Below are 13,715 nucleotides of genomic sequence, written 5' to 3' on the forward strand. Positions count from 1 at the left end.
GTACTTATTAATACTTATGGTAAATGTTTAGTATGTTAACAAAACTTTTCTGGCAGATATTTTTTGGAATAGTTATAATCCTCATAGTAATGCTATCTATATTGAATACTGATAGAGTGAGTTTTGATTATATCTTTGGAACTACAACATTGCCTCTGATTGTTTTAATGTCTATAGCTTTTGTTTTGGGGCTTATATTAGGTTCATTTATTACGAAATTTATTCAAATAACTAAAACAAGCGGTGGCTCTAAGAAGTAATGCTTGTTTTAGGTATCGAAAGCTCCTGTGATGAGACAGGTCTTGCTATTTATGATTTTGATTCTAGAAAAATAGTTGCAGATGCATTATATAGTCAAATAGATTTACATAAAAGATATGGTGGAGTTGTACCAGAATTAGCTTCGCGTGAGCATATTGTAAAATTAAATATCTTGGTGAAACAAATATTTAAAGAGTCAGGTCTAGGTTTTGCAGATATCGATTGTATAGCTTATACAGCTACTCCAGGGTTAATTGGCGCACTTATGGTTGGTGCAACATTTGCTAAAACTTTAGGGTTTATTCATGATATTGATATGGTTGCAATCCATCATCTTGAAGGACACTTACTTTCACCTCTTTTAGATGTGAAAAGCAAAATTAAATATCCTTTTGTGGCATTGTTAGTTTCCGGTGGCCATACTCAATTATTTGAAGTTAGAAGTTTTGGGCAGTATAACTTACTCGGAGAATCAATAGATGATGCTGCAGGAGAAGCGTTTGATAAAACAGCTAAGCTTTTGGGTATGGCTTATCCAGGAGGAATTGAAGTTGCTAACTTAGCAGATAAAGTAACAGATAAGAAAAAATATTTACTCCCAAGACCAATGAAAAATAAACCTAATCTTGATTTTAGTTTTAGTGGTTTAAAAACAGCAGTATTAAATACGTGGTATTCAGAACAAGATCAGTCTCAAGAAAATAAAGCAAATCTTTGTTACGCCTTTCAAGATGCAGCTATAGATGTTTTGGTATCAAAGTGTAATAAGGCTTTGAAACAAACAAAAAATAAAAGATTAGTAATCTCTGGTGGAGTTAGCGCAAATAAGTTACTGCGTCAAAGATTAGAGGAATTATCAAAAGATAATGGCTATCAAATATTTTTTCCACCAATGAAATATTGCACAGATAATGGTGCTATGATTGCTCTTGCAGGCGCTTATAGGTATAGTCATGGCTCTAAGGATTCTAGTTTGGAAATTGATGTCAAGGCTAGGTCATCAATTTAGATATTTATAAATGGGACTTTTGATGTCTGGGCATTGAATAAATTATAATAATCTCCATGTAAATAATTTTGAAATAGATCATTATATGTCCTTTCCTTTTGGTAATTTTGCCTATACAAATTCATTTAGAGAAGAGTTATATGATAGCTTTGAAACTTATGCTGATACCACATTTGAATTAATAGATGCTTTATCATCATCAAATGCTAAAACTGCTGTTGAGCTATCTTTATCCCCATTTTTTACTCGACAATATAGCAGCATATCTCAGATACTAAAGATAGAATCACAATCATCGATATTGGGTAAAGTGGGAACAAAATTGATTAATGAAATAAAATTAAACAATTCATCCAACATACATTTTTATGCTCTAGATGAAACATCAATCTTAAAGCCTAACTCAAAAAGCATGGATAGAAGAAGATTTGTTTATGGATTGACTAATGGTACGGGTAAAGTTGGCATAGGTCATTCATACTCTTATTTAGTATACTTAGGCAGGAGATGGGGCAATGGGTGGTACCTGTTAATTTGCAGCGAGTGACTGCTGCTGATTCTGGTATTAGTGTAAGCTTAGATCAATTCCATAAATACATATCTAATCAAGAGAATTCAGGAGATATTAATGTTCTGATTGGTGACTCAAAATACAGTTCAATGTATAATGTCCCCAGAAAAAGCTACTGATTTTAAAGCTAAAGTAATTATAGAATTGCTAAAAGGCGATATGACAGTTAATGAGATAGCAAGTAAGTATGATTTACTTCCTAAAAACGTGCATAATTGGAAGCAGCAATTTTTATCTAATGCTTGCTTAGCATTTGATAAAAGCTCTGTTGTTAAGGAGTATAAGCAGGAAATAGATGAGCTTAGAAAAGATAAAGATGCAACAAGTATACTACCCCAATAAATTAAACAATATTTTCAATTATTTAATTCCCATCTAAGCCGCCCGTTTTTCCAATAAGTTATCGTAATAAAATTCCATAGGTTTTTTATAATTGATAGACTCATGAAATCTTCTATTATTATAAAAATCTATATAATCATCCACATCGTTTCTTAGTTCAACAATGCCAGGATATTGATTTAAATAAAATCTCTCACATTTAGCACTTCTCCAAAATCTTTCGATGCAAATGTTATCAGTTGCTCTACCTTTACCATCCATAGATATAGTAATTTTTTTATCCAATAATGTTTGGATATGAATGTTAGATGTGTACTGGCTACCTTGATCAGTGTTAAATATTTCTGGTACTCCATATTTATACAGAGCTTCATTTAAAACTTTCATAACTAAACTACTATCCATAGTGTTGGATATCTCCCAACTTAGTACAGCCTTAGAGTACCAATCAATAATAGCTGCCATATAAACTGTGCCAGCATCAGTCTTAATATATGTAATATCTGTAGACCAAACTTGATTAGGTCTCAATATGCTTAAACCTTTTAGTTTGTAACTATAAATAGCATGCTCTTTGTTAGGTTCAGATAAGTTTAAGTTTGGTTTTTTCACCGCCAATATAGCTTTGATGCCTAACTCTTTACGATACTTTTGTACTGTGTTCTCACAGATGCTAAACCCATCTTCTATTAATTGCTTATGAGCTTTTATATAGCCGTAGCAGGGAATCTCCTCATGTATCTGTATAAGCTTTTGCTTTTACTTCTTCTTTATGTTCGTTAACCACAGGCTTGTAATATAAACCAGCTCTAGAAACTTCTAATAAGCAACTTTGTTTTACAACAGATAATTTATGCTTAGGATCAATCATCGCTTTTCTATCAGATAATCCCAAGCTTACGAGCTTTCCCTCAAGAAATTCCTTCTCAATTGTTAGTTGTCCAACCTTCTTAGAATACTGATCTATCTTGGTTTGAAGCTTTGCATTGTCTTTTTTATATTGTGATACTGATTTGGATGGATCCATTGCCAACTCAGCATTTTCTAAAAAGGCTGTTTTTCAATTATTTATGTTTTTGGGCGTAATATTATATTTTACTGATAACTGTGTGATTGTTTGATCTTTCCCCAATACTTCCAAGACAACTTTAGTCTTAAATTCAACGGTATATATTTTTCTCTTATTACTCATTTACATTTATCCTAAATTGCTCATTTATAGTTTAGCTACTTTAGGAACTAAATTCTCAAAATTGTTGTTAAAATTTCATGGGGTATTATATGTCTAGACTCTAAACTTGCTAAAAATACTATTATATATGGGGTTATTACTTTAATAGTTGTAGTACTTAGCTATAACTATTTAGATATTAAAGTAACTACAGCAATCCACTCAAGCGATTATTTTGGTACTAAAATAAGCACTTTAGCTTCTTTAATATCGCAAATAGCATCATCAAAAGTTTGAGCAGTGATAACTTTAATAGTCACTGTCATATGTGTTATTAGGTACTTACGTAGCAAAAGCTCTAATAAATTATATACAATGTCGCTATCTTTAATACTAGCTATTCTAATTGCTGGTATTTTAAAAATTTTACTTGCTAGATATAGACTTGAAATGCTTTTATTTAAGAACTAATATGGTTTTCATTTTTTCTCTTTCAAGAAAGCTTACAACTCTATGCCATCTGGACATACTACTTTATCATTTGCTGATTTACTTGCCATAGCTAACTTTTTTGAAAAAAATATATCACTATAATTGCAGTAATCTTAGCTCTCATTGTTGCTGCAAGTAGAGTTATAGTTCTAGATCATTATGTTTCTGATGTTGTATTATCAGCATATATAGGATCATTCTGTTATTTATGGGCAAAAGCTTTCGTCGAAGATAGACAAACTACTAAATAAACTCCTTAAAACAAGTCAAAGCTTTTCGGTATACATCTTGTTTAAAATAAACTACATGATTTATCGGATACCAGTAGCTAACCCAACGCCAATTATCAAATTCTGGTGAGTCATTTGCTTCTAGGTCAATATTATTTTCTGAACCTTTTAATCTTAATAAAAACCATTTTTGCTTTTGGCCGACACATACAGGCTCCTTACTTCTAAGCAATGTGCTTGGAATATCATACCTATACCAATCTCTAGTTGAAGCTAGAACTTCAACATCCTGAGGTCTCAAACCGACTTCTTCATGAAGTTCACGATACATAGCTTGCAAAGGAGTCTCTCCTACAGACACACCTCCTTGAGGAAATTGCCACGAAGCCCTATTCTTTCTCTGCCCCCAAAAAACCCTATTTTGTCTATTAAGTAAAACTATAGCAACATTTGCTCTATACCCACTTTTATCTATCATTACTTAAAGAAATATTTTTTCTACCTAATATTTATTTTAAACTAATTTTTTATAGTTTGTTACTTTTCTAGTTCGAATAATTAAAGGCTAATTTAAAATCTCAAGATTAATTAAGAATACTCTAATAGCTTTTCTAATATTCTATAGGCTGAATTTACCCTCTAAGATATACATCACATCATAAATAATTTATTATTATTCGAATCACTAATAATGATTTTGAAATTGATCATACCCTCCTATTTGGGACACTTAGGTGTTAAGAAAAGGAGACAAGATGAGATATACAAAAGAGTTTAAAGATGAAGCTGTTAAATTATGTTTACAACCAGATGCAAATAGACGAGAAATAGCAGATAATTTAGGGGTTAAATATAAAACCATTTGCAGTTGGATATCCAAAGCCATGTCAAACCCTCAGAAAGAAATAAAGATAGATTATAAAACGCAGTACCAGCAACTATCTTTTGAAAATACTGATTTGAAGAAAAAACTCAAACAGGCAGAAACAGAGCGTAAAATACTAAAAAAGGCACAGCGTACTTTGCAAAGCAAAATCTGTAAGGTACGCCTTTATTAAGGAGCATTATAAAGTTATGCCAGTAACAACACTATGTAAATCTTTGAATGTGAGCACATCTTCATATTACAGATGGATTCATAAACCTATAGGTAAAAGGCAATGCTGAACTAGATGATGCTATTTTAATGAACATAAATCTAGATATGGAAGTGTTAGGATATACAAAGAGCTTAAAGATATGGGTTGGAAAGTTACTCAACCTAGAGTATCTAAACGTATGAAATTACTTGGTTTACATGCTAAAGCGGCTCGTAAGCATAAGAAAACTACAGATTCTAACCACAACAAACATGTTTCTGATAATTTATTAGAACAAAACTTCACTGCTTTATCTGTAAATCATAGGTGGGTTACAGATATAACTTATGTACCTACACAAGAGGGGTGGCTGTATCTTTGTGTGATTATAGATTTATTCTCAAGATCAGTTATTGGTTGGGCAATGGATTCTAGGATGAAAGCGGATTTAGTTTGTAATGCTTTAAATATGGCATTCTTTAGAAGAAATTTTCCTAGTGGTGTGATTATACACTCTGATAAAGGGTCACAGTACTTGTAGCAAACAATATCAAGACATTATTAAAGAACACTGGCTACTATCAAGTATGAGCTCTAAAGGATGCTGTTACGATAATGCTGCTTGTGAAAGTTTCTTTGGAACTTTAAAAGTAGAGTTAGTACATGATGAAAGCTATAAAACTAGAGAAGAAGCTAAACTATCAATATTTGAATATATTGAAGCTTACTATAATACAAAAAGGAGACATTCTACAATAAATTATATGACTCCATATCAATTTGAATATATAATGGAAAATGAAGTAGTAAACTGTCCCAAATTGACGGGGTAGATCAATGGCTTAACAGGTCTATTATTTGCAATCTTATCTGCAATATTTTTGGGATTAGAAGGTGTTATCTATAAATTAGTTCTTAATGCTAATGTTGAGGTTAATACCCTACTTTTCTTACGCAAGATTTCAACAATTTTTATATTTTTACCTTTCACATGGTTAATAATAGATACTGTCAATATCTACATCTTACTTCTAATACTTGCTATTGGAATTATCGGTTATATTGCTGATTTATCATATATGCAAGCTTTTAAACATTCTAATGTTACATTAGCAATGTCACTAAATATTACTTATATTATTTGGGGTCCACTATTTGCATTTTTACTATTTGATCAGAATATTAATATAGTTATCATGATAATTTGTGCTATTTTAATTTTCAAATCAAAATCTGTTTATTAAAATACAGAATTTTCACCATATAGATAGTTTGGCAGTTGGAAAGTATTTAAAGCATAACCTCCTATTAAATCAGAAGACTGATCTCCTATTGAAATAAGTATCTTATAACCTAAAGACTCAATATATGCTCGTCTTTCAGCCTTAAATTTTTTAAAATCCTCAGAAGAGTATAGTGAAATATCTTCAGGAAGAACAAAAACATCTTCAAAACCAATATATCCAGCATCTTGTAATGCTTGTTTTGTAGCATCTAAATAGCTTGCAAATCTTGCACTAATAAAAAATACTTTAATTCCATTAATACAGTATAGATAAAAATCTAAAGTGGATCTTATTGGTTTAGCATCCGTTTTTGCAATTAATTCATCCCAAATTTTATGATTTTCTTCTTGAGGAAAGCCAGCTTCTTTTAGTGACAGATAATGATTTAGCGATGTCTCATCAATATCTAATACTATTGCTTGATTTTGTAAAGTTTCTTGTGCGTCAATTACTTTTTTTGCCTCATCAAGAATCTTTCTTACTTCATTTTCATGGGCAACACTTTCATAATAAGAAATAATATTTTGTTTCGTCATTTTAGATAATCTATTTTAGACCTAACTCTTTTAACCTTTCATCTAAAAATATTCCAGCCTGTGGATATTTATCTGACAAATAGACTTCTGATTTTGGATGGATAAAGCAAGGGGTTGAGATTCTATCTAAGTTTTCTACTTCTCCTTCTGGCTTCACAACTCTATGCTTAGTTGCAATATATTCGCCATGTGTCATTTCTTGAAGCATATCACCAATATTTATAACTAGTGATTCACTATCACATGGCACATCAAACCACTCATCAGTCACAGGTGATAAAACTTGTAATCCTGGAGAAGAAGCAATAGGTAATAAAGTAATTAGATTAATATCCTCATGTGCAGCAGCTCTAACAGCTCCAGGCTCTTCATCCCCTTGCATTGCTGGATAATGCAAGATTCTAAGCAATGTGTTTTCGTAAGAAGCAGTATCTCTTAATCTTTGTGGTAACTTATTTGCTACTTTAGGATCCATGTGATCATCTATCCACTGTAACAGCGTTTCTCCAAGTTTCATCATTTTCTCAAACATCTCTTTTGCAGCACTACTTACTTCTGTTGGATATCGACCATTAGGGAAATATAAATGATAAAAATGTTTAATATCTTTTACAGTTTCACCTTTTGCAACCTCAGAAACATCTTTTGGAAAATAACCATCTTGATTCTCAACATCAAAAATATATTTATCAGCATCACCTGATTTCAAAAATTTTTGCCACTCTTTATAAACTGTTTGAATAAGACTCCAATCAATCGGATGAGTTTTAAGGACTGCAAAGCCAGTTTCTTTTAAAGATTTTGTAAATTCTTCAGATGCATTATCTGCATAATAGTCAACACTACGGATATTCATTTTCTGCTCCTGATATTTTAGGGAAAAGACATTAAAATACATCCTTTATTATATCAATAATTACTTTATGTTGCATTAATTTGCAAGTAAAGAAACAGTTACATTAGTAAAAAATGAGGCTGTGAACTTTATAGTTCCTTTGTTATATAAATATCTCTAAGGTAAATAAAACATTAAGAATACTCAGCCTATTCTCTAAGGTCTATTAAAGTATTTTGAGCAACTTAACAAATCAAGATGAGTTAAAAAAAATAGTCTTTATACGCTATTTATATTTTTTATCTAGTGATCTATGTTTTTTATTAATATAATCTTGTTACTGCCAATTTTCTTACTTATCAAATAATCTCCCGAAGTATGTTGGGCATCGATAGCTTTAGTTATTTTACACTCGCCATCAGAGTAACAAGTAGAAAGAACTTGATTGTTCTTTGGATCTCTTAAATCTAGTCTAGCAGATCCAAATAGAGGATTTGAAGCACTAATAAATGCAACATGATCACCTCTATTATCTTTTAATGGAAATGTTATGTTATTTGAAAAGAAGTTGGTATCACAAGTCACTACAGCACTTTGGCCATTATTACTATTTAGTGCGCAATTACCATCAACACTACTTACTGTACCTATCGATGTCCCTTTAACTTCATTCTTAACGGTAAGTGTAGTCGCTGCAAATATACTCACTGGAGCTAATAGTGATGTTGCAAGAATTATTGATGCTATTTTATTTTTCATAAACTATCCCTTACTATTTTCTAGTTTTTATAAATTGGATTTACTTTAAATAACTCATCTAAAGCTTCTACCTATACTTTACTCAAAAATATCGATTCAACATAGCATTAAATCTTTACTAAGCCTCAATATTAACATAAAGCATACAAAACATTTTGTTAATTTTCTAAGAAAAATTATAGAATATAATATTCATTATGTAAATCAAATCATATAACTACTTATACACAGTAATTTCTTATTGAAGTACCACTGACTTAAAATCGCTAAGCCGATATTAAATATACTTTATCCGCGAGGGTGGTGCTTTTGATATATCTCTTGTAAACGATTTTGTGATATATGCGTATATATAGTTGTTGTTGAAACACTACTATGACCAAGAAGTAACTGTACAGACCGTAAGTCAGCGCCATGATTAAGTAGATGAGTTGCAAAAGCATGCCTTAAAGTATGCGGAGATATCTCAGTACTTATGCCAGCAGTAAGAGCATAATTTTTTATGCGATGCCAAAATGATTGTCGTGTCATCCTTTTAGAGTGTTGACTAATAAAGATAGCTTTTTCTTTGAAGCTTTTAGCTAAATTAGATCGGGATTCAGTAAGATATTTTTGCAAAAATTCTAACGCATATTCGCCCATAGGAACAATTCTTTCCTTTGAACCTTTACCTAATACTTGAATCACTCCAATATTAACATCAACACTTTCAACATCTAGTCCCACTAATTCACTAACACGTAACCCTGTTGCATACATTAGCTCAAGCATCGCTCTATCACGAATACCAATATCTTGAGTCAAATCAGGTGCTTGTAATAGTGTTTCAATATCTGACTCTGTCATATCTTTGGGTAAGCTCTTTGCTAACTTTGGCATAATTAGCTTAGCCGTAGGGTTATTCTGAGTATGGCCTGTTCTAACTAACCAGGCGTAAAACTTACGCAAAGTAGATATCATTCTAGCATTAGAACGACTACTATAGCCATTTTTAGAACGATATGAAATAAACGCATACAACTGTTCAAAATCTAAGCTGACTAAATCAACTTTCGAAAAATAATTTTGAAGAAATTTAAGATCTGTACGATACGACGAAATCGTATTTTGACTCAAACCGTGTTCAAGCCAAAGATTATCAAGAAAAGCATCAACGACTGTAGACACTTTTTGACCTTCCTATAATTATACTTTTTCTTTAATTCTAGCAGCTTTACCAGTAAGACCTCTCATGTAGTATAGCTTAGCTCTACGTACATCTGCTTTCTTTTCTACTTTGATGCTATCGATCAATGGAGAATGAGTTTGGAAAGTTCTCTCAACACCCATACCTGAAGACATCTTTCTTACTGTAAAAGCAGAGTGAAGACCTCTGTTTCTTTTTCTAAGAACAAAACCTTTGAAAGCCTGGACTCTTTGCTTATCACCTTCTCTAATCCATAAGTTAACGGTGATTGAATCACCTGGATTAAATTCTGGAAGATCGGTTCTGATTTGTGATTTTTCTACTAATTCAACAAATTTATTTTTCATTATTATTCTCCTTTTGTGCTTACCTTATCTCTTTTATAATCATTTATAATTTGCTTATCTTCTTCAGATAGGCATAGGCACTGTATTAAATCTTTACGACGCTCATAAGTTCTTATTAACTTCTGTTTACGTCTCCATTTTGCTATTTCCTTATGATTACCAGATAACAAGACACTAGGTACTGCATTACCATCTAGTAAAATAGCCGGTTTTGTATAATGTGGGTAGTCCAACAGACCATCGTAAAAAGAATCTTCAATAGCAGAGTCTTTATTGCTCAACACCTCTGGTAATAATCTAATCAGACTATCCATAACAAGCATAGCAGGGAGCTCACCACCACTTAAGACATAATCACCTACAGAGATTTCCTCATCAACATGATCTTGTATCAAGCGCTCATCAACCCCTTCATATCTACCACAAAGCAGTATTAATGAATCATTTTGTAAAAGCTCTAAAGCCTTACCATGATCAAACACACCACCTTGAGGTGACAAGTATACTACTTTTGTATCACAACCTAAAGTACTTTTTGCATCTTTAATTGCTTGTGACAAGGGCTCATATTTCATAACCATACCAGCAGCTCCACCAAAACTAGTATCATCTACTGTGGCATGCCTATCTGTTGTATAATCACGAGGGTTAAAACAATTCATAGATACTTTCGCATCTTTTACAGCCCTAGCTGTAATCCCAAAATTATTTATTGCTCTAAACATTTCTGGAAATATAGATATTATTCCAAATTTCATTCTAACTACCTGTTTTATCCTTAGGTATCCATAGGTCAGCTAATTGTGATGCATCTACTTGTGTAGTAATTTGGTTACTACCATCTACACTACCACCATCAGTATCTTCACTTAATGTATTTGCTGCTTATGATCTCAGCCATCTTATTTGCATTAGCTGCTAATAATATCTGAAATTCATCATTAGCATCTATAATAAGAGAATCATTATTATACTGAGATTCAAAGTAATCATCTACAATTATTTATGATAGTTGATCTTGGAAGTTAATCTGTAAATCATCATCTACTCTTGAGAAGAGTATATCATCTTTTGAGATCTCATTTAGTTTGAGTGAAGGTTTAATAATCGTATTGCCAATCAACGACTATTTTTTTAGAGCTAAGATCTTCATTTATTATATATTGATTAACATAAGGAATTAGGTATTCGGAAGATTCTTTTTTGCAAACCAATACCTCATTAGCACCAGTTTCAATGATATCTATAATCTCACCAAATGAGTCATTATTAGTATTTACAACACTACAACCTATGAGATCTTTAAAATATGTTTCACCATTACTTAGCTCTGGTAGTGCTTCTTTAGGTATTCCAATCAAAGCGTTAACATATTTTTTTGCTATTTCTGCGTCGTCAATATTAGCTAGCCTAATATAAAGCTTACCAGCCCTTCTTAAGACATTCTCATCTTTAAGTAATTGCCAAATATCATTAGCTGGCAACTGGATATACCAATCACCATAACTTAGAAGAGTTTCTATTGAATTTGCCAAAGGATATAGGTTAAGCTCACCATCAAGCTTATAAGTAGAGCCAATTTTAGCTATTTCTACAAAATCCTGTGACATAAAAGATAAATTTTATCGTGAGAGTTTATTAAGCAGCTTTTTTAGCTTCTTTAATTAAGCTAGCCACTCTATCTGAAGGTTGAGCACCCTTTTCAAGCCATGCTTCAGCTTTAGCTAAATCAAGCTTCAATCTTTCTTCGCCACCTTTTGCTAATGGATTAAAGAAACCTAGTCTTTCAATAAATTTACCATCTCTTGGACTTCTTTTATCAGCAACTACGATTCTATAAAAAGGACGCTTTTTAGCTCCACCACGAGCCATACGAATTACTACCATTTAATTATTCTCCGGTTTTATATTTTTAATTTTTTCAAATATTTAATTTTACTAGCTAAGCCTAGCAACCATAAACTTAGCAAAATTATGCAAAAATTTAATAGCAATACTTTAAAGTCTATTAACTAAAAAGTCAATAGTTGACTTGATATAAACATAAATATATAATACACGAAGTCGCTGTATTTAACAAACAACTTGCTTGCGACATTAAATAATAAGCTAAAAGGGAATAATCAATATGTCAAAAAATTATTTATTTACTTCTGAGTCAGTATCTGAAGGACATCCAGATAAACTAGCCGATCAAATATCAGACGCGATATTAGATGAAATTCTAAAACAAGATAAAAATGCCCGAGTAGCATGCGAAACCCTTGTCAAAACAGGTATGGCACTAGTTGCTGGTGAGATTTCAACTTTTGCATGGGTAGATATTGAAGAGTTAGTTAGAAATGTTATCACAGAAACAGGATATGATAATGCTAACAAAGGTATTGATGGTAGAACATGCTCTGTTATCAATGCCATCGGCAAGCAATCTGGTGATATTGCTCAAGGTGTAGATCGTGGATCTTTAGAAGATCTTGGCGCTGGTGACCAAGGCCTAATGTTTGGCTTTGCAACTAATGAGACCCCTACACTCATGCCTTCAGCTATTTATTACTCTCATTTGCTAATGAGAAAACAAGCAGAACTTAGAAAATCAGGTAAGCTTAGTTGGTTAAGACCAGATGCAAAGGCTCAAGTTACACTTGCTTATGAAAACAACAAACCTAAGTTTATTGATACAATTGTTTTATCAACTCAACATGACGAATCAATATCTCAAAAAGAACTTCACGATGCTGTAATCGAAGAAATTGTCAAAGAGGTTATACCCTCTAATCTATTCACAAAAAATACAAAATATCACATTAATCCAACGGGTGTATTTCTAATCGGTGGCCCTCAAGGTGACTGTGGCCTAACAGGTAGAAAAATTATCGTTGATACTTATGGTGGCGCTGCCCATCACGGTGGAGGTGCTTTCTCAGGTAAAGATCCATCAAAAGTAGACCGCTCTGGTGCATATATGGGAAGGTACATAGCTAAAAACATAGTCGCAGCTGGTTTAGCAGACAAATGTGAAGTTCAAGTTGCATACGCTATTGGTGTAGCAAAACCTGTATCTCTAATGGTAAATACTTTTGGAACAAGTAAAATAGCAGATAGCACTATTGAAAAGCTTGTTACAGAAGTTTTTGACCTTAGAGTTGGTAAGATTATTGAGAATCTAGATCTACTAAATCCAATTTATAGAAAAACTTCTAACTATGGTCATTTTGGACGTGAGCTTCCTGAATTTAGTTGGGAAAAAATTGACAAAGCAGATACGCTTAAGTCTTTAACTAATATCTAAACTTTTATGAATCTACATACCTCAGAATAGAACTTTTTTTCCTATAGCATCATAGAGAAATACTATTGCTAACCTGCCTTCTCTTTTACCATAAAATCTAGTGTGACATTGGAGTTATGGCCCTAGGTTCATGAATATTTTTAAGGCATATTATAAACAAACGTTTAGTATAGACTCAACTATAGGTTTGTTAATATATTTATTTGTGCTATATCTCCAGTAATAGGATAAGACATAGATTCAATTTTTTATTTTCCTATTTTGATTAAAAAAAGTTTTAGCAATATATTTCAAATATATGGGTGTATCATTTTTTGTAAAT

General features: G+C 32.0%; 21 protein-coding genes and 2 pseudogenes. 11 read left to right on the top strand and 12 right to left on the bottom strand.

Translation table 11 applies throughout. The features are described 5' to 3' along the window. Positions 1 to 23: 23 nt before the first annotated feature. The 5 genes from CDV26_RS01330 to CDV26_RS01345 all read left to right on the top strand — a co-directional run bounded on the left by CDV26_RS01330 (position 24) and on the right by CDV26_RS01345 (position 2,183). Complete coding sequence (locus CDV26_RS01330; RefSeq protein ID WP_088771762.1) at positions 24 to 260, top strand: lipopolysaccharide assembly protein LapA domain-containing protein; 237 nt, start codon at positions 24 to 26, stop codon at positions 258 to 260. Continuing rightward, positions 260 to 1,270: a tRNA (adenosine(37)-N6)-threonylcarbamoyltransferase complex transferase subunit TsaD gene (tsaD, locus tag CDV26_RS01335; protein WP_088771763.1), complete on the top strand. Its 1,011-nt coding sequence runs from the start codon at positions 260 to 262 to the stop codon at positions 1,268 to 1,270. The genes CDV26_RS01330 and tsaD overlap by 1 nt, the downstream gene beginning before the upstream one ends. A gap of 85 nt (positions 1,271 to 1,355) precedes the next feature. After that, entirely contained in the window at positions 1,356 to 1,817 is a 462-nt protein-coding gene (locus CDV26_RS01340) for a hypothetical protein (RefSeq protein WP_088771607.1), read from the top strand. Beyond that, positions 1,778 to 1,960, top strand: a complete 183-nt coding sequence (locus CDV26_RS11815; protein ID WP_157671331.1) for a hypothetical protein — start codon at positions 1,778 to 1,780, stop codon at positions 1,958 to 1,960. Before CDV26_RS01340 ends, CDV26_RS11815 begins: the two co-directional genes overlap by 40 nt. Continuing rightward, the gene (locus tag CDV26_RS01345) at positions 1,938 to 2,183 is read left to right on the top strand and encodes a transposase (protein WP_088771764.1); all 246 of its coding nucleotides are present in this window, start codon (positions 1,938 to 1,940) and stop codon (positions 2,181 to 2,183) included. Before CDV26_RS11815 ends, CDV26_RS01345 begins: the two co-directional genes overlap by 23 nt. Before the next feature lie 33 nt (positions 2,184 to 2,216). On the opposite strand, the gene CDV26_RS01350 is transcribed toward CDV26_RS01345, so the two are convergent. From CDV26_RS01350 to CDV26_RS13450, 3 genes are read right to left on the bottom strand one after another with little or no spacing between them, the layout of a single operon-like run. Then, a complete protein-coding gene (locus tag CDV26_RS01350) occupies positions 2,217 to 2,930 on the bottom strand; it encodes an IS3 family transposase (RefSeq protein WP_088771765.1) in 714 nt (237 codons plus the stop codon). Continuing rightward, the gene (locus CDV26_RS01355; protein ID WP_088771766.1) at positions 2,917 to 3,210 is read right to left on the bottom strand and encodes a hypothetical protein; all 294 of its coding nucleotides are present in this window, start codon (positions 3,208 to 3,210) and stop codon (positions 2,917 to 2,919) included. Before CDV26_RS01355 ends, CDV26_RS01350 begins: the two co-directional genes overlap by 14 nt. Before the next feature lie 33 nt (positions 3,211 to 3,243). Then, on the bottom strand, positions 3,244 to 3,375 hold the full coding sequence (locus tag CDV26_RS13450; RefSeq protein WP_169709695.1) for a transposase: 132 nt from the start codon (positions 3,373 to 3,375) through the stop codon (positions 3,244 to 3,246). Positions 3,376 to 3,459: 84 nt separating this feature from the next. On the opposite strand from CDV26_RS13450, the pseudogene CDV26_RS13770 reads away from it, so the two are divergent. Continuing rightward, a pseudogene (locus CDV26_RS13770) lies at positions 3,460 to 4,097 on the top strand (phosphatase PAP2 family protein). Here the strand turns inward: CDV26_RS13770 and CDV26_RS01365 are convergent. Beyond that, positions 4,090 to 4,554: an RNA pyrophosphohydrolase gene (locus CDV26_RS01365; RefSeq protein ID WP_088771767.1), complete on the bottom strand. Its 465-nt coding sequence runs from the start codon at positions 4,552 to 4,554 to the stop codon at positions 4,090 to 4,092. The pseudogene CDV26_RS13770 and the gene CDV26_RS01365 overlap by 8 nt on opposite strands. Before the next feature lie 256 nt (positions 4,555 to 4,810). Between CDV26_RS01365 and CDV26_RS01370 the strand changes: the two genes are divergently transcribed. The 4 genes and pseudogenes from CDV26_RS01370 to CDV26_RS01385 all read left to right on the top strand — a co-directional run. Further along, positions 4,811 to 5,134: a transposase gene (locus CDV26_RS01370; protein ID WP_157671333.1), complete on the top strand. Its 324-nt coding sequence runs from the start codon at positions 4,811 to 4,813 to the stop codon at positions 5,132 to 5,134. 181 nt (positions 5,135 to 5,315) lie between these two features. Continuing rightward, positions 5,316 to 5,696: a DDE-type integrase/transposase/recombinase gene (locus CDV26_RS01375; protein ID WP_088773421.1), complete on the top strand. Its 381-nt coding sequence runs from the start codon at positions 5,316 to 5,318 to the stop codon at positions 5,694 to 5,696. Positions 5,697 to 5,742: 46 nt separating this feature from the next. Further along, positions 5,743 to 5,988, top strand: coding sequence for an IS3 family transposase (locus tag CDV26_RS01380; RefSeq protein ID WP_088771625.1), 246 nt, complete (start codon positions 5,743 to 5,745; stop codon positions 5,986 to 5,988). A gap of 3 nt (positions 5,989 to 5,991) precedes the next feature. Beyond that, positions 5,992 to 6,399 (top strand): annotated as a pseudogene (locus tag CDV26_RS01385) (EamA family transporter); the annotation flags it as partial. Here the strand turns inward: CDV26_RS01385 and CDV26_RS01390 are convergent. From CDV26_RS01390 to rpsP, 8 genes are all read right to left on the bottom strand, one after another. Continuing rightward, positions 6,396 to 6,977 (bottom strand): HAD family acid phosphatase, encoded by a 582-nt coding sequence (locus tag CDV26_RS01390; protein ID WP_088771769.1) that lies wholly within the window; start codon positions 6,975 to 6,977, stop codon positions 6,396 to 6,398. The pseudogene CDV26_RS01385 and the gene CDV26_RS01390 sit on opposite strands and share 4 nt — an antisense overlap. A 10-nt stretch (positions 6,978 to 6,987) precedes the next feature. Then, on the bottom strand, positions 6,988 to 7,833 hold the full coding sequence (locus tag CDV26_RS01395; RefSeq protein ID WP_088771770.1) for a 2OG-Fe(II) oxygenase family protein: 846 nt from the start codon (positions 7,831 to 7,833) through the stop codon (positions 6,988 to 6,990). Between the two features lie 282 nt (positions 7,834 to 8,115). After that, positions 8,116 to 8,571, bottom strand: a complete 456-nt coding sequence (locus CDV26_RS01400) for a hypothetical protein (RefSeq protein WP_088771771.1) — start codon at positions 8,569 to 8,571, stop codon at positions 8,116 to 8,118. Between the two features lie 288 nt (positions 8,572 to 8,859). Further along, positions 8,860 to 9,738, bottom strand: a complete 879-nt coding sequence (xerD, locus tag CDV26_RS01405) for a site-specific tyrosine recombinase XerD (protein ID WP_088771772.1) — start codon at positions 9,736 to 9,738, stop codon at positions 8,860 to 8,862. 18 nt (positions 9,739 to 9,756) lie between these two features. Then, positions 9,757 to 10,104 (bottom strand): 50S ribosomal protein L19, encoded by a 348-nt coding sequence (rplS, locus tag CDV26_RS01410; RefSeq protein WP_088771773.1) that lies wholly within the window; start codon positions 10,102 to 10,104, stop codon positions 9,757 to 9,759. Between the two features lie 2 nt (positions 10,105 to 10,106). Continuing rightward, positions 10,107 to 10,862: a tRNA (guanosine(37)-N1)-methyltransferase TrmD gene (trmD, locus tag CDV26_RS01415; RefSeq protein ID WP_088771774.1), complete on the bottom strand. Its 756-nt coding sequence runs from the start codon at positions 10,860 to 10,862 to the stop codon at positions 10,107 to 10,109. 342 nt (positions 10,863 to 11,204) lie between these two features. Then, a complete protein-coding gene (gene rimM / locus CDV26_RS01420) occupies positions 11,205 to 11,714 on the bottom strand; it encodes a ribosome maturation factor RimM (protein WP_088771775.1) in 510 nt (169 codons plus the stop codon). 28 nt (positions 11,715 to 11,742) lie between these two features. Continuing rightward, on the bottom strand, positions 11,743 to 11,991 hold the full coding sequence (gene rpsP / locus CDV26_RS01425) for a 30S ribosomal protein S16 (RefSeq protein ID WP_088771776.1): 249 nt from the start codon (positions 11,989 to 11,991) through the stop codon (positions 11,743 to 11,745). Between the two features lie 241 nt (positions 11,992 to 12,232). Between rpsP and metK the strand changes: the two genes are divergently transcribed. Continuing rightward, positions 12,233 to 13,393, top strand: a complete 1,161-nt coding sequence (metK, locus tag CDV26_RS01430) for a methionine adenosyltransferase (RefSeq protein ID WP_088771777.1) — start codon at positions 12,233 to 12,235, stop codon at positions 13,391 to 13,393. Positions 13,394 to 13,715 lie beyond the last annotated feature (322 nt).

Origin of the sequence: Francisella halioticida, from assembly GCF_002211785.1 — a bacterium.
Classification (GTDB): Bacteria; Pseudomonadota; Gammaproteobacteria; order Francisellales; family Francisellaceae; genus Francisella; species Francisella halioticida.